The organism is Rhizobium binxianense (assembly GCF_028994275.1).
Taxonomy (GTDB): Bacteria; Pseudomonadota; Alphaproteobacteria; order Rhizobiales; family Rhizobiaceae; genus Rhizobium; species Rhizobium binxianense.
Genome location: NZ_CP118713.1, coordinates 447,312 through 465,676, shown reverse-complemented (window position 1 = coordinate 465,676; position 18,365 = coordinate 447,312). Strand labels below are relative to the sequence as shown.

The following is an 18,365-nucleotide window of genomic DNA, read 5'->3' as shown; positions in this document are numbered from 1 at the left end:
GCGTCGTTGAAAGAATTTCACTTGCAACAGACGTGGCTTGGGTCCTAATCACCCTTCCAACTGCCCGGCCCCCTGGGCGCCTTTTCGAATACAGGTATCCCGCATGGCCCGCGACACTACCGACCAGACACCGCTCTCTTCGGTCCAGGATCTGACCGATTACATCGCCGCCGGCAACAAGCCGCGGGAGCGCTTCCGGATCGGCACCGAACACGAGAAGTTCGCCTTCTTCCGCGCCGACAACAGCCCGGTTCCCTATTTCGGCGATGCCAGCATTTCGGCCCTGCTCACCGGCCTGCAGGCGAAGAGCGGCTGGGAGCCGATCATGGATGGCGGCAATATCATCGGCCTGGCCGAGCAGAGTGGCATGGGCGCGATCTCGATCGAGCCGGGCGGCCAGTTCGAACTCTCCGGCGCACCGCTGGAAACGCTCCACGAAACCTGCAGGGAATCGAACCACCACCTGGCGACGTTGCGCGACATCGCCGAGCCGATGGGCATCCGCTTCCTCGGCATCGGCGGCAGCCCGAAATGGACCTATGCGCAAACCCCGCAAATGCCGAAATCTCGCTACGAGATCATGACCCGCTATATGCCGAAGGTCGGCACCCAGGGTCTCGACATGATGTACCGCACCTGCACGATCCAGGTGAACCTCGATTTCTCCTCGGAAGCCGACATGCGCCAGAAGATGCGCGTCTCGATGAAGCTGCAATCGCTGGCGACCGCCCTCTTCGCATCCTCGCCCTTCACCGAGGGCAAGCCGAACGGGCTGCTCTCCTGGCGCGGCGATATCTGGCGCGATGTCGACAACCAGCGCTCGGGCCTGCTCGATTTTACCTTCCGCGACGATTTCGGCTTCCGCGACTATGCCGAATGGGCGCTTGACGTGCCGATGTATTTCATCGTCCGTGACGGCCGCTATCACGACTGTACCCATGTCACCTTCCGCCAGTTCATGAACGGCGCATTGAAGGGCGAGGTCGCCGATCCCTCGCCGACGATGGGCGACTGGACGAACCATCTCTCCACGCTCTTTCCCGACGTGCGGATGAAGCGTTTCCTCGAAATGCGCGGCGCCGACGGCGGCCCGTGGCGGCGCATCTGCGCGTTGCCGGCCTTCTGGGTCGGCCTGCTCTACGACGATGCGGCCCTTCAGGCCGCCGACGAACTGACGAGCGATTGGAGCTTTGCCGAGGTCGGCGCCCTGCGCAATGCCGTTCCGGCGCAAGGGTTGAAGGCTGAGTTTCGCGGGCATGCGCTGCTCGATGTCGCGCGCGAGGTGGTCGGCATATCGAGAGCCGGCCTCAAGGCGCGCAGCAGGCTCAACCGCGAAGGCCAGGACGAGACGATCTTCCTGGCGCCGCTCGATGAAGTGCTCGCTAAGAAGGCGACACTCGCCGAGGATCTGCTGTCGCTCTATCACGGCCGCTGGCAGGGTTCCGTGGAACCGGTCTTCGAGGACTATCAGTACTGAGTCCTACTTCCGGCCGTCTCCGATATCCGCGCCCGGCTTTGCACCGTCTTCGCTAGGCGGCGCCTCGTCATGATCAGCGGGGGATTTCATTTCGGCCATGGAAGGCGAACGCCGGCGCGCAGGGATCGGTTTCCGGTGAGGATATCATGCCGCCGAAGAAATCGGCTCAGCTCCGGAAATTTGCCTGCACATGCTTAAATGCCCGCTCGACGGCGGGGCGTGGTTCAGCGACGGCGGGGTCCTGCTCGGCTTCGACGACCAGCCATCCGCGATAGCCGCTGTCCCTGACGAAACGGGCAAGCCGCTTGAAATCGATGATGCCGTCGCCGGGGACGGTGAACATGCCCCGGCGCACGCCGGCATTGAAGCTCATGTCACCCGCACGCACCTCGTCGATAACAGGACCTCGAATGTCTTTCAGATGAATGTGCACGACGCGATCGCCGAACCGATCGATCAGCCTGGCATAGTCGAAGCCGCCGGCGACGGCATGGCCGGTATCGAGAAGCAGTCCCGCCGCCGAGCCTGTCTTGTCAAAGATTGCCGATATCTCGTCGAACGTTTCGGCGACCATCATCAGGTGATGGTGGTAGGCAAGCGTCAGACCATATTCCGTCGCCAGGCGTCCGGCGAAATCGGTCAGGCGCCCGGCATATCCCGCTACTTCGGCCGCCGGCATGCGCAACCGCTGCGACATCGGTGCATCCAGCGGCGATCCAGGCGTCATCATCGCGACTTCGCCATAGACCATCACCTTGCAATCCATCGCTCGCAGCAGCGCGGCGTGCCCGGCAACGGCCTTCATCTCGTCGTCGACACTGCGCTCGGCCAACTCGCCGGAATGCCATCCGGATGCGAGAGCAAGCCGATGGCTGTCCAGCAGCGAGCGGAGCGCTCCTGCCTCGCGCGGGAATTTCCGCCCGAGCTCGATCCCCTCATAGCCGCTTTCGGCAGCGTCCCGGAGGCAGGTTTCCAGCGATATGTCAGCGCCGAGGTCTTCCAGAACGTCGTTGGCCCATGACAGCGGACTGACCGCCAGACGCACGCCAACGGGCAAGGCAGTGATATGTCCAGTCATGGATATTTCCTCCGAGATATGTCTTGAGAGTGCCGCCTGGTGGCCGCGAAAAGGAGCGCCCCATGTGGAAATGGCCTATGTGGATGTGCGCACGACCAGCTTGCCGGGAAGGGTTACGGTTTCCGGCTCCAGCCGGCCCTTGATCATGCCGATGACCGCCTGCACCATCTCGATCCTCGGCTGCTCATAGGTCGTCAGGCCGTAGCAGGAGGCGCCGCCGAGTTCGTAATTGTCGAAGCCGACGACGGCGATGTCATCAGGTATCCGCAGTCCGAAATTGCCGCGGATCTCGTCCATCGCTCCGAGGGCGAGGATATCATTTTCGCACATGAGTACGTCGACCCTTGCGGCCGGGTCGATGTCGTTCAGATAGTGACGGACGGATCCTGCCCCAGCTTCGGCACTGTATCTGTCGGCGGACAGAATGGTGATCTCGTCCACCCCCTTCCCCTTCCAGAAATCGATGAAATGCTGCCGGCGCCGCAGCGCCGTCGATAGCGCCGGCGCACCGGTCATGAAACCGGGACGCCGGTATCCCCTTTCATAGAGGTGGTCGACAATGTCGCGCAGCGCCAGTTCGGCGTCGCAGACGACGGCCGGCACCCCGTCGATCTGGCTGTCACGCGCCAGGACGAACATCGGCGGCATGCCCCTGCCCAATTGCCGGTCGCTCAGCGTTTCATTGCGAAAGGCGGTGCCGAAGAGGATGACGGCGTCGACCTGACGCTGATCGGCGTTCAGCAGCGCATGGACGTGATCGAAGTGATTGTTGATATTGATCAGCACCGCGACCAGGCCTTCCGCCTGCAAACGTTCGGTCAGGGTTTCCAGGAACGGCAGCTTCTGGGGATTGGCGAAGTCGTCGACGAAGACCGCGACCTGATGCGTCAGATTGGTCGCGAGACTACGGGCGAGCAGATTGGGCGTGTAGTTAAGCACGGCCGCCGCCTCGAGAACCCTACGCTTGCTTTCCTCGGTGATCGAGGCGCCCGGCGTAAATGCCCGGATGACCGTCCACTTCGAGACGCCTGCCGCATCCGCGACCTCTTTGGCCGTTGCTCTTTTTCGCAATGATGCCTCCCTAAAAATGAAACAAACATTCCATTTTATGATTCAGATGAAATGAATGCTTGATTTTAGCGCATCCGTGAATAAGATGCACCCGTTTGCACCCGGTAGCAAGTACGTTTGCACCCGGTAGCAATCGTTTTTTGCCATCCTGAGGAGTGGATGGTCTAGAGGAGGAAGACATGACATCTATTTTGAAGAAGCTCGCATTCGGCGCCCTCGCCCTTGGCGTTGCGACCACGGCGGCTGTCGGAGCCAAGGCCCAGGAGCCGACGATCATCGCCGTCACCCACGGCCAGGCGTCCGATCCGTTCTGGTCGATCGTCAAGAACGGCATGATGCAGGCGGCCAAGGACAGCAACGTCAAGGTCGACTATCGCGCTCCCGAAACCTTCGACATGGTGGCGATGGCACAGCTGATCGAAGCCGCCGTCAACCAGAACCCTGCCGGCATCGTCATCTCGAACCCCGATCCCGATGCGCTCGGTTCGGCGATCGAGAAGGCCGTTGCCGCCGGCATCCCGGTCATCTCGATGAACTCCGGCATTTCCGCGGCCGAAAAACTCGGCATCAAGCTGCATGTCGGCCAGGACGAACTGCCGGCCGGCGTCAAGGTCGGCGCCAAGCTCAAATCGCTCGGCCTGAAGCACGTCCTCTGCGTCAACCAGGAAGTTGGCAACGCGGCGCTCGATCAGCGTTGCGCCGGCACCGAGAAGGGCTTTGAGGGCGGCACGGTCACCGTTTTGCCGACCACGGCCGATCCGGCCGAAATTGAAGCGAAGATCCAGGCGGCTCTGACCTCCGATCCGTCCATCGATGTCGTTCTCGGCCTGTCGGCTCCGCTCGTCGGCGAGCGTGCGGTCGCCGTCGTCGAGAAGATGGGCAATGGCGACAAGGTCAAGGTCGCATCCTACGATCTTTCGGCCGGCTTCCTGCAGGCTGTCGCCGACGGCAAGGCATTGTTCGCGGTGGACCAGCAGCCATACCTCCAGGGCTACCTCCCCGTGACTTTCCTCGCGCTCAACGCTCGATATGGCACGATCCCGGCAGGCAACGTCCCCTCCGGCCCGAGCTTCGTCGAGAAAGATGCGGCCGCATCGGTCATCGAGAAATCCTCCCAGGGCATCCGCTGAGGCGGAGCCGCGGCAGCTTCCGCCTGGGCGGAGGCTGCCTCCAACGCCGCGCCTCCACGCGTGAAGGCGCACGCACGGCAACGACCAATCCTTGAGGAATGAACCATGACGCTCGCCAATGAACAGAATGGGGCTGCCACCCGATCCGATGAGCGGCTGAAAAAGGTTTCGGGTTTGACCGCGCTGCTGCGGCGGCCGGAACTCGGCGCCGTCGCCGGTCTGGTGCTCGTCACCATCTTCTTTTTCTTCACCGCCAATCCCGCCATGTTCACGCTGGCCGGCGTGATCAATTTCATGGCGCCGGCCGCGCAGCTCGGCATTCTGGCGATCGGCGCGGCATTGTTGATGATCGGCGGCGAATTCGATCTGTCGATCGGCTCGATGGTGGCTTTTGCCGGATTGGTCTTCGGCACCGCCCTCGTCGTTCTGCACCTGCCGCTCAGCGTGGCGATCCTCGTTGCGCTGACCTTCGCCGCCGTGATCGGCGTGACCAACGCCCAGATCACCATGCGTACCGGCCTTCCCTCCTTCATCGTCACGCTTGCCTTCCTGTTCATCCTGCGCGGCCTGACGCTCGTCGGCCTGAAATGGGCAAGCGGCGGCGCCACGCAGCTGCGTGGCATGAAGGAAGCCGCAGCCGGCAGCCCGCTCGCGCCATTCTTCTCGGGCGACGCCTTTATCGGCCTGTTCTCATGGCTCGCCGGGCACGGGATCATCGAGACCTTCCCGAACGGCACGCCGAAAGTGCCGGGAATTCCGGTCGAGATCCTGTGGTTCTTCGGCATCGCCGTTCTCGCCACCTGGGTCCTGCTCAGAACCCGCTTCGGAAACTGGATCTTCGCAGCCGGCGGCGATCCGCGCGCTGCCAGAAAATCGGGCGTCCCGGTTGCCCGCGTCAAGACCACGCTTTTCGTGATCACTGCCCTCTGCGCCACGCTGGTCGCCATCCTGACCGTGCTTGACGCAGGCTCGACGGATGCGCGCCGCGGCTTCCAGAAGGAATTCGAAGCCATCATCGCCGCCGTCATCGGCGGATGCCTGCTGACAGGCGGCTACGGCTCGGCCATCGGCGCATTCTTCGGTTCGATCGTCTTCGGCATGGTGCTGATCGGCCTGACCTACACCTCGATCGACCAGGATTGGTACCTCGTCTTCCTCGGCGGCATGCTGCTGATCGCGGTGATCTTCAACAATGTCATTCGCAAACGTGTCACGGGAGAACGCTGATGAGCACATCTCAGACGCCCCTCGTCGAGGTGAAGAACCTCGTCAAACACTTCGGCTCCATCATCGCGCTAAACGGCGTGTCGCTCACCGTCAATGCCAACGAAGTGCTCTGCCTTCTCGGCGATAACGGCGCCGGCAAGTCGACGCTGATCAATACGCTCGCCGGCGTCTTCCAGCCGACATCGGGAGAATTCCTGGTCGAAGGGCAGCCGCGCGCCTTTGCCGGTCCGCGCGACGCGCTCGATGCCGGTATCGCCACCGTGTATCAGGATCTCGCGATGATCCCGCTGATGTCGGTGACCCGGAACTTTTTCATGGGACGCGAACCGCTCAAAGGCTTCGGCCCCCTCAAGCGCATGGACATGGAACACGCAAACAACGTGACGCGCGACGAGATGCACAGAATCGGCATCGATGTGCGCGATCCCGAGCAGGCCGTCGGCACGCTTTCCGGCGGAGAGCGCCAATGCGTGGCGATCGCGCGCGCGGTCTATTTCGGCGCCAAGGTGTTGATCCTCGACGAACCGACATCGGCGCTCGGCGTGGCGCAAACATCGATGGTACTGAAATACATCAACCAGGTCCGCGGCAAGGGCCTCGGCGTGATCTTCATCACCCACAATGTTCGCCACGCCTATGCTGTCGGCAACCGCTTCACCGCGCTCAACCGCGGCCGCACGCTCGGCACCTATTCGAAGAGCGAGATCGGCATCGAGGACCTTCAAAACCTGATGGCCGGCGGCAAGGAGCTGCAGACCCTGTCGGAAGAACTCGGCGGAACGGTCTGACGGACCTTCACCCCGAGCTACGATGCGGCGCTCGCGCTGCTCTCACCACCTCAGACCCTTGATATGGAAACCCTGCCATGAGTGCTGCCAAGACTTCCCCCTTCCCGCTTGCCGCCTGCGCCGAAATGCTCTGGCGCGACAAGCCGATCGAATGGCGCGCCGCGCGCCTGAAGGAAATGGGCTTCGGCGTCGGTCTCTGGAACTGGTCGGAGCACGACCTCGCCAAACTGGAGGCAACAGGCGCGACCTTCACGATCATGAACGGCTATCTCACCGGCCGCCTGACCGACGACGAGGGCGCCGCCGAACTTTTAAGGACGGCGCGCCAAACCGCTGAGATCGGCAAGCGGCTCGGTGTGCAGCGACTGAACCTGCACGGCACCGGCCTCGGAGATGGGGGCCTACCCGTCCAGCCGGTCGAAGTGGTCACCGGCGCGATGTGGCTGAAAGCGCGCGACACGCTCCTCCGGATCGTCGACATGGCCGAAGAGGAAAACGTCACCTTCACGCTCGAAAACCTCAATCTACCGGTCGATCATCCGGGCGTGCCCTTCGGACGCGCGGAAGACACGCTGGCGCTGGTCTCGAGCGTCGATCACCCCCGGCTTCGCCTCAATCTCGACCTCTACCATGCCCAGATCGGCGAAGGGAACCTGATCGAGCTTTGCCGCAAATGCCTGCCCTGGATCGGCGAAATCCAGGTGGCCGACGTGCCGGGCCGCTGCGAGCCGGGGACCGGCGAAATCAACTGGCGCGGCATCGCCCGCGCGCTGAACGCCATGGGCTATTCCGGCCCGGTCGGCATGGAAGCCTGGTCGGCCGGCGATCCCGAAGCCGCGCTTGAAGCCTTCCGCACCGCCTTCACCCTCTGATCCATCTCGATACGCACAGGATTGCTGCCATGCCAGCCAACAAACCCGTCAATCTCGGCCTCATCGGCGCCGGCCGCATCGGTTCCTTTCATGGGGAGACCGTGTCCCGCCGCCTCGTCAACGCCAATCTCGTCGCCATCGCCGATCCCGCACCGGGCGCTGCCGCCAGGCTCGGCGAGACGCTCGACGTCGAGACCGCTTATACCGGCGTCGCGGAGCTTCTTTCCCATCCCGGGCTCGATGCCGTGATCATCGCCACACCTGCCCGCTTCCACACCAAAATCCTCGTCCAGGCCGCCGAAGCCGGCAAGGCGATCTTCTGCGAAAAGCCGATGGCGCTGACGCTGGAGGATGCCGATCGCGCCATTGCAGCGGCACGCGCGGCCAACGTTCCCCTTCAGGTCGGCTTCAACCGGCGTTGGGATCAGGCCTTTGCCGAAGGCCGTGCCGCGATCGACGAGGGAAGGATCGGCGCGCCGCAGCTGATCCGCTCGCTGACGCGCGATCCCGGCCCGTTCGGCGCCGATCCCGATCGCATTCCGCTCTGGACGATTTTCTACGAAACCCTCATTCACGACTTCGACACGCTGCTTTGGCTCAATCCCGGAGCAAAGCCCGTCGAGGTCCATGCAATGGCCGACGCCCTCATCCGGCCGGACGCCCGGGAGAAAGGCTTCCTCGATACGGCTGTAGTGACCGTCCGGTTCGACAATGGCTCGATCGCGGTCGCCGAGGCAAACTTCTCCGCCCTCTACGGCTACGACATTCGCGGCGAAGTCTTCGGCTCCGGCGGGATGGTCACGATGGGCGACGTGCGCCGCTCCAGCATGACGCTCTTCGACGGCAATGGCGTCTCGAACGACACATGGCGCCGCGACACCGAGCACTTCGTTCACGGCTACACGGCCCAGCTCGCCTCTTTCGTCCGCTCCGTTCGTAACCGTGAACTAACCAAAGGGCCGACGGGTACGGATGCTCGCAATGCCCTCGCAATCGCGCTTGCCTGCATCGCATCGGTTTCGAAAAAGCAGGCAATCCCGCTGAACTGAAGGCCAACCGCGGTGGGCCCGGAGACGGCGCACCGCATCTCGAAGGAACCACGGTTATGAATTCTGAGGAAAATCGCAAGCGGCCGAACGGTCTGACCGAACTCAAGGCCATGATCGTCAAGACAGGCCTGACGCTGCCCGAGCAGCAGGAACGCGCTGCCCGCATGGCGCTCACAAATCCGGAACTGATCGCGTTCGGGACCGTCGCTTCTGTCGCGCTCAAGTGCTCCGTCTCCCCCTCCACCGTCGTTCGCGTTGCCACCGCTCTCGGATTTGCGAGCTTTCGCGACTTCAAGACATTTTTCCGGCAGCATCTGAAAACATCCCGCCTTGCCGAGCAGAGCATAAACACTGCCCGACACGCGCCTCCCATCCCGAACCGATGATGTCCTGAAGCGAGAGGGCCGCGGCGGTGTTCCACTGATCTGCCGCTGAGGCTCGACCGCATGCTCCAGCAAAAAATTCCTCCCTAAGTTCTTATGGCAAAAAGCCGGTTGCACATTACCATTTCCGGATATAGTGACGTGACACGCGTCACGACTCGGGGAAAGGACCTCCATGCTGCCACTCTTCGACATGATGATGCAGGCGCAGAACGGTGCGGCGATGGAAGCGATCGCCCGGCAATTCAACCTAGCGCAGGAACAGGCGACCAAGGCGATGGCGGCGCTGATGCCGGCCTTCTCCGCCGGCCTGAAGCGCAGCACCAGCAGTCCTTATGATTTCGTCGGGCTGATGCAGGCCGTCGCCTCCGGCAATTATGCGCGCTATTTCGAGGATATGAGCCGGGCTTTCACGCCCGAAGGCATTTCCGACGGCAATAACATCCTTGCCCAGCTTTTCGGTTCGAAGGAGGTTTCGCGCGCGGTGGCCGCCCAGGCGGCGCAGATGACCGGGATCGGCCAGGATATTTACCAGCGGATGCTGCCGGTGCTGGCCGATACGCTGATGGGCGGGCTCTTCAAGCAGACGACCGGCCAGATGGCCTCGCCGGTCAACCCCTTCGTCAACACGCCGATGGGCGACACCATCCAGAAATGGCTGGAGAGCACCGGCTTCGCGCCGAAGCCGAAGACGACCCCGGAGCCCAACATCTTCGACAATCCCTTCACGCAGGCGATGCAGCAGATGTTTTCGGTCCCGAAGGCTCAACCGATGCCTCAGCCGAATCCCTTCCTCGACAATCCCTTCGCCAAGGCCTTCCAGGAGATGATGAGTGGCCTGGGCCAGCAGCCGGCCCAGCCGGCAACCAAGACGCCCGAGGCGCCGAAGGAAGAGGCGAAGGTCACAGCCGACAGCTATGGCGAGATCCTGAACGCCATGTTCGACAGCGGACTGGAAGTGCAGAAGACCTACCAGAGGAATCTGGAAGCGATCTTCGAGACCTATCGGCCGAAGCCCTCCCCCGGCGGCAAGGCATAAAAAAACCCGGAGATGGCTTTGGGACAAGCCGATCACCGGGTCAAGCGGCAGGGCTATTGGCTATCACCCTGCGGGGAAACTCGACGCTCCTACTCTTCGCAGGAGCGCAAAAAAGACGACAGGCGCCAGCGATTGCGCGCCGAGCGCGTCAGATGGTCCGACGGGTCCTCGAAGAAGGTCGACGCCAGGAACGCGGAGGTCAGATCAGCCCTGGTGAGGCCGATATCCCTCAGCTGAGTGTCGTTCAGATCGTGCAGCGCGTTGATCTCCATGCGATTGCGGAAGACGCGAAAGAGAGAGGCCAACGGTGCGAGACCTGCCGCCAGACGCTGGGAAAACGTCGGGGTCGGCTTGCCGCAGTCGAGTTCTAGTGTCCGGTCTGTCATGCGCATTGAACTCTCCTTTCTGTACAGTGCCCTGGGTCTTTTCAGACGCACAAAGAGCGCTGTAACGTTTCAGATCTGCGCGCAACACAACCCACCCCTCCCGCGAGGTCATGCGGGAGGGAGCAAGCTGAATTCCGCTTGGACAGGCAGGGTGTCTGTCCTTCACTTTGCTTTGATTTGCATCCCGAAGATGCCAAACACCTATTGATCAGTCCAACGAATGTTTCTAATGATTATCATCAGCTATCTTTATGGGTGACACCATGTCCGCGCCTCTTGATCTCGACCAGTTGCAGACCTTCATCGCCATCGTCGATTCCGGCAGCTTCACCAAGGCCGCCGACAGGGTCTACAAGACCCAATCGGCCGTCTCCATGCAGATGCGCCGGCTCGAAGAGCGCATCGGCAAGCAGCTGTTCATCAAGGACGGACGCGGCAACCGGCTGACGGTCGAGGGTGAAAAACTGCTCAACTATGCCCGGCGCATCATCCGCCTCAACAACGAGGCGATCGCGGCCTTCGACGACAACAGGCTGGAGGGGACGCTGCGCATCGGCACGCCGGACGATTATGCCGACCGCTACATGCCCGAAATCATCGGCCGCTTCGCCAAGACGCATCCGAATGTCGAACTCTACATCGTCTGCGAGCCCTCGGTGGATCTTGCCGAGCGCATGCACAAGGGCGAGCTCGACATTGCGCTCGTCACCCACAATCCGCGTGAGCGCATGTCCGACGTGGTGAGAACCGAGCCGCTCTGCTGGGTGGGCTCGGCCAATCATCCGCTCCGCGACGACGCACCGGTGCCGCTTGCCGTCGGCCGGCGCGATTGCCAGTGGCGCCAGCTTGCCTGTTCGGCGCTCGATGCTGTGGGACGCGAACATCAGATCCTGTTCACCAGTTGGTCCTGCACCGTCGTTGCCGCCGCCGTGCTCGCCGGCATGGCGGTTTCGGTCATGCCGGAATCGGCACTGCGAACCGGCATGAAGGTGCTGAGCCAGGCGGACGGCTTTCCGGCGCTGCCGCCGGTGCAGATCGGCATCATGAAGCGGCCGGGCGTTTCGCTGTCGCTGATGAACGCCATCACGGCGCATATTACGGCATGCCTCGACAACATCACCCCTGCCGTTGTCGACGACACCCTGGAGGCGGATGTCAAATCCGCCCAGGCACGCCTTTATCCCAGGCTGAAGACCGCCAATATGGTGCCGAGCTGGTAAGGAGTCTCAGGCCGCGTTCCGCACGGTAGCAGCGAACAGGGAGGCGCGGATGACGCGTTTCCACTCGTCGAGCATGCGCCGCGCCAGCGCCTCGTCGCTCACGGCGGCAAGCCGGATGACCGCGCCGATCAGGTGGCTGAACAGGTAAGTGCGCGCGTACATCTGCTCGTCGCAAAGGTCGGGATCCAGCGGACGAACGGCCTCCTGAAAGATGCCGGCGACGCGGCCGCTATGCTCGATATTCAGCTGCAGCAGATCCTGATCGGTCTCCGTTCCCATCCAGACGCCGAGATAGACGGGATCGTCGTGGTAGGAATCGTAATACCAGTCGATAATGGCGCAGACGCGGTCGAGCGCCTGATCGAGCGACCTGATATCGGCAAACATCGCCGCCGTCTTCGCCTGGATCGCCGAGGCGTGCTGGTCGAACAGAGCTTTGACGATCGCCGCCTTTTCCGGGAAATACTGGTAAACCGAGCCGATCGGCACTTTGGCTGCGACGGCAAGCTCGGTCATCCGCATGGCGCTGACACCCTTTTCGGCGATGATCCTGGCGGCGGCAGCGAGAATAAGATCCAGCCTCTGGATGCTGCGCTCCTGCTTCGGCTTCCTGCGCAAGCCGATCCGATCCATGCTTTCCGCGCCCATGTCGTTCCCATTTTTATTGTTCGCGGCGGAAGGCATGACATGCAGGTGTTCATCGGCCGTAAATGGAATTGCTCGTATTTTAACGATTGGGAAAAGCGCGCGACGATCACGATTCCAGGATGTGATTTTAACCCTCACAACCGGTACCAAAACCGTCTCAACCGCATGACCGGTCGGTGGCGGGTGAGGTCTCAGCTCGTCGCCATCCATAGGGCGAGCCAACCCCACATGGCGGCGAGTATGATGTAACCCGCAGCGAAAATCGGGCTGCGATAGCGCAGGTTGTTGCTGGTGACGTGAACGGCGGCATGGGCGTAGCGCAAGGCCACGAAGGCCCAGGCGAGGACGACGGCGATGAGATTGTCGGCCTCGGTGATGTAGAGAAGAATTGAGCAGGCATAGAAAAGCACCGGCAGTTCGAACTGGTTGGCAAGGCAGTTCTTGACGACAAGGCTTTCGGCCGGCTCGCCGCGATTTTCGCGATAATCCGACTTGGCGATGCTGCCGGCGCGAACCATTTTCGCGCGCCGCATGCCGAGCAGCGCATAAAGACCATAGACCAAGGCCACATGGGCAAGGAGTGGCCAGAAGATTTGATAGCCGGTCATATGGTCGTGTGCCTTTCCGCCTTTGCAGTCGTCGCGAGCATTAGTCGAAAGACGATCGGGATACCAGTGTCGGCGGCCCGCCATCAAGCATTGACGGACCGCCCGATTCATCACACCTGCGCGGCGCCGCCGTCGGCGAAGAGTTCGATACCGGTGACGAAGCTCGAATCGTCGGAAGCGAGAAAGAGTGCGGCGGCGGCGATCTCTTCGGCGCGGCCGAGGCGCCCCATTGGCACCCGCGTTGCGAGAAGATCGAGCAGGCCCTGCTGTTGCACCTGATCCTTGCCGGCGAGTTCGACGAGACCGGTTGTCTTTGTAGGACCGGGGCTCAGCGTATTGATACGAATGCCGCGATCCTTGAGATCGAGGATCCAGTTGCGAGCGAAGCTTCGTAACGCGGCCTTCGAGGCGGCGTAGACGCTGAAGGCCGGAGTGCCGGTCGAGCCCGTCGTCGATCCCGTCAGGATAACCGATGAGCCCGGACCGAGCAGCGGCAGCGCCTTCTGCACGGTGAAAAGAACGCCTTTCACATTTCTGTCGAACGTGTCGGCATACTGCTCTTCGGTAATTTCGCCGAGCGGCAGCATCGAACCACCGCCGGCATTGACGAACAGCACATCTATCCGGCCGGCTTCGGCTTTCACGCGTTCATAGAGCCGGTCAAGATCGGCAAGCTCTGCCGAGTCCGCCTGAAGGCCAACAACCTTACCCCCTATTTCCGCAACGGCCGCGTCGAGCACGTCCTTGCGCCGGCCGGTGACGAAAAGCTGGGCGCCTTCGGCGGCGAAACGCTTGGCAGTGGCAAGGCCGATGCCCGATGATGCGCCGGTAATCACTGCGATCTTTCCACTCAATCTCTGTGTCATTGTCGTCTCCTGTTGTTCGACCAAGGCCGAGATATGGACGCAGGGATCGTTTCGAAATAGAAAGAAATGAAATCTATCATTACAGGAATGAAATGACGAAATTTCCCGATTTCGAAGGCCTCGCAATGTTCGCCAAGGTGGCCGAAGAGCGTTCTTTCGCCCGCGCCGCCAGGACGCTCGGTGTATCGGTGCCTACCGTTTCGCGGGCTGTCAGCAGGCTGGAGGAGAGACTTGGCGCACGGCTCTTCAACCGCACCTCCCGGCAACTGGCGCTGACGGATTTCGGCTTGCGATTGGTCGACAGCGCCTCGCGGCTTTATGCGGAGGCAGAGGCTGCGGAAAATGCAGCGCGCGAGCTGTCCAGCCGACCGCGGGGGCTTATCCGGCTTGCCGTGCCGATGGCCTTCGGCACACGCTGGCTGGCGCCGATCCTGCCCGATTTTTTCGACCTCTATCCCGATATTTCTATCGACCTGCACATGAGCGACGCCGTCGTCGACCTGGTGGGAGACGGTTTCGATGCTGCCCTGAGAATTGCCGTTCTGCCGGATTCCTCATTGGTCGCCCGGAGGCTCGCAGCTGTCGCTCCTTTCATTCTCGCTGCACCTGCGTACCTCGATAGATACGGCATGCCGCGACATCCGCGCGAGCTTAAGGCTGACCATTGCCTAGGGTACGCCTACCGGCCGCGCCAGGACGTCTGGCGCTTTCGCAATAAGGCAGGCGAAGAGGAAGTTGTCGTGCCGGCCGGTCCGTTGCGCGCCACCAATTCGCAAGCCTTGATTCCGATGGCGTTGCACGGCCTTGGGATTGTAGAGCTGCCGGAATTCATGGCGCATGAATATCTCGCCGATGGCAGGTTGAAAGCGATCCTCGCCGACTGGACGCTGCCGAGCGGAGCACTTTATTTCGTCACGCCCTCTGCCCGGGCTCGGCCTGCGAAGGTGGAGGTGCTCTCGGATTTCATGGTGGCGCGGCTTTCAAATCCGACGTGGCGATGGACAGGCTGATAGCACCCTTAGTCTTGGCGCGGTGAGAGCCAGCGGGCAATGGCGAGCCGAGCGATGAGGATGAAGCAGATGGCAAGGCTTGCGAATTTCAACCGTGTCATCCACGGCAGCAGCTGTGTTGCGAGGCCTGAGGGCGCACCATCGCCGAAGGCGATCAGGCTCGAGATGTTCTCGCCGTAGTCGGCGATGCCGTAGATGAATGGCAGCAGGTAGACTGCCTTGCCAATGACCGGATGCACCGATCGGCCAAACCACGCGCCGCCAGGACCGAGCTTGAGGAAGGCGAGGAACAGCAGCGCCGTCAGCAATGCCGGAAAGATCAGCTCCGGCCCGAAATACATGGCGCGCAGCAATCTGGTCGCCGTCTCGTTCTCATCGAGCAGCTTCTGCATGTGGAAGACCGCAGACTCGTCGTAACCGGCGAAATAGGTGTCGAGCACCGCCTGACCGGTTTCGTGCTTGAACGGAACGACGAAGCCGAAGGTCGTCCAGGCGAGCACGGCAAGGCAGAGGGCTGCGAGCAGCGCGACGATCCAGAGAGGAATCCCGCTGCCCGCTTTCATTGTCAGAGACCGGCGCCCGGATAGTTCGGGCTCTCGCGGGTGATCGTCACGTCATGGGCGTGGCTTTCGCGAAGACCGGCGCCGGAGATGCGCACGAAGGTGGCGCGCTCCTGGAAATCCTTCAGGTCCTTGCCGCCGACATAGCCCATGGCCGCCTTGAGGCCGCCGGCAAGCTGGTGAATAACGCCGGAGACCGGCCCCTTGTAGGGAACCTGGCCTTCGATGCCTTCAGGCACGAGCTTCAGCGTGTCGCGCACCTCGGCCTGGAAGTAACGGTCGGCCGAGCCGCGGGCCATGGCGCCGACGGAGCCCATGCCGCGATAGGCCTTGAAGGAGCGGCCCTGGTAGAGATAGACTTCGCCCGGGCTCTCATCGGTACCGGCAAGCAGCGAGCCGATCATGACGGCGGAGGCGCCGGCAGCGATTGCCTTGGCAAGATCGCCGGAGAACTTGATGCCGCCATCGGCGATGACAGGCACGTCCTGATCATTCGCGGCCTGCACCGCCGACATGATGGCGGCGAGCTGCGGAACGCCGACGCCGGCGACGATGCGCGTCGTGCAGATCGAGCCCGGACCGATACCGACCTTGACGGCGTCAGCACCGGCATCGATCAGCGCTCTGGTGCCGCCATAGGTGGCAACATTGCCGGCCATGATGCGCACCGAGTTGGAAAGCTTCTTGACGCGGGTGACGGCGTCGAGGACGCGCTGCGAGTGGCCATGGGCGGTATCGACGACCAGAAGATCGACACCGGCCTCGATCAGCCGCTCGGCGCGCTCGAAGCCGTCATCACCGACGCTGATGGCGGCAGCAGCGCGAAGCCTGCCCTGCGCATCCTTGGAAGCGTTCGGGTTCAGCTGCGACTTCTCGATATCCTTGACGGTGATGAGGCCGACGCAACGGCCTTCGGTATCGACCACCAGCAGCTTCTCGATGCGATGCGAATGCAGCAGGCGCTTGGCCTCCTGCTGATCGACGTTTTCCTTGACGGTGACCAGATTGTCCTTGGTCATCAGCTCATGAATCTTCTGTTCCTGATCGGAAGCGAAGCGGACGTCGCGGTTGGTCAGGATCCCAACGAGGCGGCCGGACTTCTCGACGACAGGGATGCCGGAAATGCTGTGGGACTTCATGAGCCCGAGCGCATCGGCAAGCGTCGCATCGGGACCGATCGTCACCGGATTGACGACCATGCCGCTTTCAAACTTCTTCACTTGCCGGACCTGCTCGGCCTGCTCGATCGGCGTCAGGTTGCGATGAATGACGCCGAGGCCGCCGGCTTGGGCCATGGCGATCGCCAGGCGGCTCTCGGTGACGGTATCCATGGCTGATGAGATGATCGGGATGTTGAGTTCGAAATCCCGGGCGATACGTGTGGAGATATTCGTCTGGCCGGGCATGACCTCGGAATGGCCGGGCTGCAGCAGCACGTCGTCGAAGGTAAGCGCGTCCGCGCCGGTTGCCGTTTCAATGATGCGTGCCATGGCCAAATTCCTTCATTTAATAAAAATGCGATCCCGCCCGGAAACGAATCGTCCGCCCCGGCGGTGTGCATGGGTTGCTTGGAAGTTGGCGAGGGCTGGTAACACGTCTATGACAGGAAGGAAATAGCAAAAAGCCCGGCGTGCCCGCCGGGCTCGTCATGGGTGCCATGCGCGTGAAGCAAGTCCCTGATTTCTCCACGTCGTGGAGAGGACCTATCCCTTTGTTTTCACGCGTTCCCGGGAAAGTCGCTGCGCAGAGAGCGGCTCCCTATCAGATGTCGAACTGATAGGTCTTCGGCACGAAGCGATAACCGCCATCCTGCCGCTCGACGAAGCCGACCGCCGGGAACGGCATGTGGTAGCCGAGGAAGGCGATCTTGTCGGTCGCGATCATATCGAAAACCTTGCGGCGGGTGGCCGCCGCCTGCGCCTTGTCCATGTCGAAGCGTACTTCCCAATCCGGGCGCAGCAGCGACAGGATATAATGATTGGCCGTATCGCCGGTGAGAACGAGCCGCTTTCCCTCGGATTCGACGTGGAACACCATATGTCCCGGCGAGTGGCCGGCGGCCAGCATCGCGGTAACGCCGGGGGCGACGCTGTCGCCGTCCTTGATGAAGGCGGTCTTTTCAGCAAGCGGCGTCACATTGGCGAGCACCGCCTTGTGACCGCCTTCGGCCGGTGTGCCCTCACGCGCCTTGTCCGACCAGAAATCATACTCGGCCTGGCCGACGACATAGCGAGCATTCCTGAAGGCAGGCGCGCCGCTCTCCATCAGGCCGCCGATATGATCGCCGTGCAGATGGGTCAGCGCGACGATGGTGACGTCGTCGGCCGAATATCCAGCCGCTTTCAGGCCTTGGGCAAGCTTGCCGCTGCCCCTTGCGCGGCCGCCCTCTCCGAAGCCGGTATCGACGAGAATGACATCCGAGCCGGTATCGACAAGGGCCGGCGTATAGCCGTTCAACAGCTTGTCGGCGGGCAGGAAGTTTGCGGTCAGCAATGCCCTGACGGCGTCCGAATCCTGATTGGTGCCGTAGGTTTCATAGGGCTTTTCGGAGACATTGGTGCCGTCGCGGACGGCCGTAAACTTATAGGAACCGAGTTTGAACTGATTGATTTCGGGCAAAGGCGTTGCATCCATATTTCTGCTTTCTCCAGTGGCGGCCGCTTCGGCCTTCTCTCTCAAAATTGCCGGCGCCGCCAGCAGGCTGAGCCCTGCTGAAAAAAACGTGCGCCGCTTCAGTCGCGTCGAAACTGCCATATATCCCTTCTCCCCCGCCTTGCGGTGTGTCGCCGCACGCCTCGATGACGTTTCCCGCCGGATTTCTTGCCCCGGCAGAGTAAACATATGTCAATTTTGATAGGCGATCTTGTCGGACAAGCCGTCTCACGCAGACGTGAAGCAAACATGTCATCGAAGCGGATTTGAGCATTGGCAGGCTCCTGAAGTGGGACTAAAC

The 18,365-nt window shown here is 62.0% G+C and carries 19 protein-coding genes; 10 read left to right on the top strand and 9 right to left on the bottom strand.

Annotated features, from left to right (window positions below; translation table 11 throughout):
- The first annotated feature begins 103 nt into the window (after positions 1–103).
- Positions 104–1,477, top strand: coding sequence for a glutamate--cysteine ligase (locus PO860_RS02265; RefSeq protein WP_183605807.1), 1,374 nt, complete (start codon positions 104–106; stop codon positions 1,475–1,477).
- A gap of 166 nt (positions 1,478–1,643) precedes the next feature.
- Here PO860_RS02265 and iolE read toward each other — a convergent pair whose 3' ends face one another.
- Together iolE and PO860_RS02255 are read right to left on the bottom strand one after the other, a co-directional pair.
- On the bottom strand, positions 1,644–2,555 hold the full coding sequence (gene iolE / locus PO860_RS02260; protein ID WP_183605806.1) for a myo-inosose-2 dehydratase: 912 nt from the start codon (positions 2,553–2,555) through the stop codon (positions 1,644–1,646).
- Positions 2,556–2,630: 75 nt separating this feature from the next.
- Positions 2,631–3,626 (bottom strand): LacI family DNA-binding transcriptional regulator, encoded by a 996-nt coding sequence (locus PO860_RS02255; protein ID WP_272782993.1) that lies wholly within the window; start codon positions 3,624–3,626, stop codon positions 2,631–2,633.
- Between the two features lie 191 nt (positions 3,627–3,817).
- Here PO860_RS02255 and PO860_RS02250 point away from each other — a divergent pair, with 191 nt between their 5' ends.
- The 7 genes from PO860_RS02250 (at position 3,818) to PO860_RS02220 (ending at position 10,114) form a co-directional block, all read left to right on the top strand.
- Entirely contained in the window at positions 3,818–4,756 is a 939-nt protein-coding gene (locus tag PO860_RS02250; protein WP_489676586.1) for a sugar ABC transporter substrate-binding protein, read from the top strand.
- Positions 4,757–4,861: 105 nt separating this feature from the next.
- A complete protein-coding gene (locus PO860_RS02245; RefSeq protein WP_275038071.1) occupies positions 4,862–5,983 on the top strand; it encodes an ABC transporter permease in 1,122 nt (373 codons plus the stop codon).
- Positions 5,983–6,771: an ATP-binding cassette domain-containing protein gene (locus PO860_RS02240; RefSeq protein ID WP_275038070.1), complete on the top strand. Its 789-nt coding sequence runs from the start codon at positions 5,983–5,985 to the stop codon at positions 6,769–6,771. Before PO860_RS02245 ends, PO860_RS02240 begins: the two co-directional genes overlap by 1 nt.
- Positions 6,772–6,848: 77 nt before the next feature.
- Positions 6,849–7,643 carry a TIM barrel protein gene (locus tag PO860_RS02235; RefSeq protein ID WP_097620999.1) on the top strand — a complete coding sequence of 265 codons (795 nt, stop codon included), beginning with the start codon at positions 6,849–6,851 and terminating at the stop codon, positions 7,641–7,643.
- A gap of 29 nt (positions 7,644–7,672) precedes the next feature.
- Positions 7,673–8,692 (top strand): Gfo/Idh/MocA family oxidoreductase, encoded by a 1,020-nt coding sequence (locus tag PO860_RS02230; RefSeq protein WP_275038069.1) that lies wholly within the window; start codon positions 7,673–7,675, stop codon positions 8,690–8,692.
- A gap of 56 nt (positions 8,693–8,748) precedes the next feature.
- Positions 8,749–9,078 carry a MurR/RpiR family transcriptional regulator gene (locus PO860_RS02225; RefSeq protein WP_272782989.1) on the top strand — a complete coding sequence of 110 codons (330 nt, stop codon included), beginning with the start codon at positions 8,749–8,751 and terminating at the stop codon, positions 9,076–9,078.
- A 172-nt stretch (positions 9,079–9,250) separates the two neighbouring features.
- The gene (locus PO860_RS02220) at positions 9,251–10,114 is read left to right on the top strand and encodes a DUF937 domain-containing protein (RefSeq protein WP_275038068.1); all 864 of its coding nucleotides are present in this window, start codon (positions 9,251–9,253) and stop codon (positions 10,112–10,114) included.
- An 89-nt stretch (positions 10,115–10,203) separates the two neighbouring features.
- On the opposite strand, the gene PO860_RS02215 is transcribed toward PO860_RS02220, so the two are convergent.
- Positions 10,204–10,506 (bottom strand): DUF1127 domain-containing protein, encoded by a 303-nt coding sequence (locus tag PO860_RS02215; protein ID WP_272782987.1) that lies wholly within the window; start codon positions 10,504–10,506, stop codon positions 10,204–10,206.
- 257 nt (positions 10,507–10,763) lie between these two features.
- On the opposite strand from PO860_RS02215, the gene PO860_RS02210 reads away from it, so the two are divergent.
- Complete coding sequence (locus PO860_RS02210; protein WP_210305620.1) at positions 10,764–11,720, top strand: LysR substrate-binding domain-containing protein; 957 nt, start codon at positions 10,764–10,766, stop codon at positions 11,718–11,720.
- 6 nt (positions 11,721–11,726) lie between these two features.
- On the opposite strand, the gene PO860_RS02205 is transcribed toward PO860_RS02210, so the two are convergent.
- The 3 genes from PO860_RS02205 to PO860_RS02195 form a co-directional block, all read right to left on the bottom strand.
- Entirely contained in the window at positions 11,727–12,368 is a 642-nt protein-coding gene (locus PO860_RS02205; protein WP_246718179.1) for a TetR family transcriptional regulator, read from the bottom strand.
- Positions 12,369–12,559: 191 nt separating this feature from the next.
- Positions 12,560–12,976 carry an MAPEG family protein gene (locus PO860_RS02200; protein WP_183605795.1) on the bottom strand — a complete coding sequence of 139 codons (417 nt, stop codon included), beginning with the start codon at positions 12,974–12,976 and terminating at the stop codon, positions 12,560–12,562.
- Positions 12,977–13,086: 110 nt separating this feature from the next.
- Positions 13,087–13,842, bottom strand: a complete 756-nt coding sequence (locus PO860_RS02195; RefSeq protein ID WP_275038067.1) for an SDR family NAD(P)-dependent oxidoreductase — start codon at positions 13,840–13,842, stop codon at positions 13,087–13,089.
- A 92-nt stretch (positions 13,843–13,934) separates the two neighbouring features.
- Between PO860_RS02195 and PO860_RS02190 the strand changes: the two genes are divergently transcribed.
- Positions 13,935–14,852 (top strand): LysR family transcriptional regulator, encoded by a 918-nt coding sequence (locus tag PO860_RS02190; protein ID WP_273880152.1) that lies wholly within the window; start codon positions 13,935–13,937, stop codon positions 14,850–14,852.
- Between the two features lie 8 nt (positions 14,853–14,860).
- Here the strand turns inward: PO860_RS02190 and PO860_RS02185 are convergent, their stop codons facing one another.
- From PO860_RS02185 to PO860_RS02175, 3 genes are all read right to left on the bottom strand, one after another.
- Positions 14,861–15,415 carry a hypothetical protein gene (locus PO860_RS02185; RefSeq protein ID WP_183605792.1) on the bottom strand — a complete coding sequence of 185 codons (555 nt, stop codon included), beginning with the start codon at positions 15,413–15,415 and terminating at the stop codon, positions 14,861–14,863.
- A gap of 2 nt (positions 15,416–15,417) precedes the next feature.
- Entirely contained in the window at positions 15,418–16,902 is a 1,485-nt protein-coding gene (gene guaB / locus PO860_RS02180; protein ID WP_275038066.1) for an IMP dehydrogenase, read from the bottom strand.
- Positions 16,903–17,173: 271 nt separating this feature from the next.
- Positions 17,174–18,166 (bottom strand): MBL fold metallo-hydrolase, encoded by a 993-nt coding sequence (locus tag PO860_RS02175; protein ID WP_275038065.1) that lies wholly within the window; start codon positions 18,164–18,166, stop codon positions 17,174–17,176.
- Positions 18,167–18,365: the final 199 nt, after the last annotated feature.

What these genes read in the sequence shown, in the direction of transcription:
- PO860_RS02265 (WP_183605807.1), top strand. Translation starts at nt 104, where the DNA reads ATGGCCCGCGACACTACCGACCAGACACCGCTCTCTTCGGTCCAGGAT.
- iolE (WP_183605806.1), bottom strand. Translation starts at nt 2,555, where the DNA reads ATGACTGGACATATCACTGCCTTGCCCGTTGGCGTGCGTCTGGCGGTC.
- PO860_RS02245 (WP_275038071.1), top strand. Translation starts at nt 4,862, where the DNA reads ATGACGCTCGCCAATGAACAGAATGGGGCTGCCACCCGATCCGATGAG.
- PO860_RS02240 (WP_275038070.1), top strand. Translation starts at nt 5,983, where the DNA reads ATGAGCACATCTCAGACGCCCCTCGTCGAGGTGAAGAACCTCGTCAAA.
- PO860_RS02235 (WP_097620999.1), top strand. Translation starts at nt 6,849, where the DNA reads ATGAGTGCTGCCAAGACTTCCCCCTTCCCGCTTGCCGCCTGCGCCGAA.
- PO860_RS02230 (WP_275038069.1), top strand. Translation starts at nt 7,673, where the DNA reads ATGCCAGCCAACAAACCCGTCAATCTCGGCCTCATCGGCGCCGGCCGC.
- PO860_RS02225 (WP_272782989.1), top strand. Translation starts at nt 8,749, where the DNA reads ATGAATTCTGAGGAAAATCGCAAGCGGCCGAACGGTCTGACCGAACTC.
- PO860_RS02220 (WP_275038068.1), top strand. Translation starts at nt 9,251, where the DNA reads ATGCTGCCACTCTTCGACATGATGATGCAGGCGCAGAACGGTGCGGCG.
- PO860_RS02215 (WP_272782987.1), bottom strand. Translation starts at nt 10,506, where the DNA reads ATGCGCATGACAGACCGGACACTAGAACTCGACTGCGGCAAGCCGACC.
- PO860_RS02210 (WP_210305620.1), top strand. Translation starts at nt 10,764, where the DNA reads ATGTCCGCGCCTCTTGATCTCGACCAGTTGCAGACCTTCATCGCCATC.
- PO860_RS02205 (WP_246718179.1), bottom strand. Translation starts at nt 12,368, where the DNA reads ATGGGCGCGGAAAGCATGGATCGGATCGGCTTGCGCAGGAAGCCGAAG.
- PO860_RS02200 (WP_183605795.1), bottom strand. Translation starts at nt 12,976, where the DNA reads ATGACCGGCTATCAAATCTTCTGGCCACTCCTTGCCCATGTGGCCTTG.
- PO860_RS02195 (WP_275038067.1), bottom strand. Translation starts at nt 13,842, where the DNA reads ATGACACAGAGATTGAGTGGAAAGATCGCAGTGATTACCGGCGCATCA.
- PO860_RS02190 (WP_273880152.1), top strand. Translation starts at nt 13,935, where the DNA reads ATGACGAAATTTCCCGATTTCGAAGGCCTCGCAATGTTCGCCAAGGTG.
- PO860_RS02185 (WP_183605792.1), bottom strand. Translation starts at nt 15,415, where the DNA reads ATGAAAGCGGGCAGCGGGATTCCTCTCTGGATCGTCGCGCTGCTCGCA.
- guaB (WP_275038066.1), bottom strand. Translation starts at nt 16,902, where the DNA reads ATGGCACGCATCATTGAAACGGCAACCGGCGCGGACGCGCTTACCTTC.
- PO860_RS02175 (WP_275038065.1), bottom strand. Translation starts at nt 18,166, where the DNA reads ATGGCAGTTTCGACGCGACTGAAGCGGCGCACGTTTTTTTCAGCAGGG.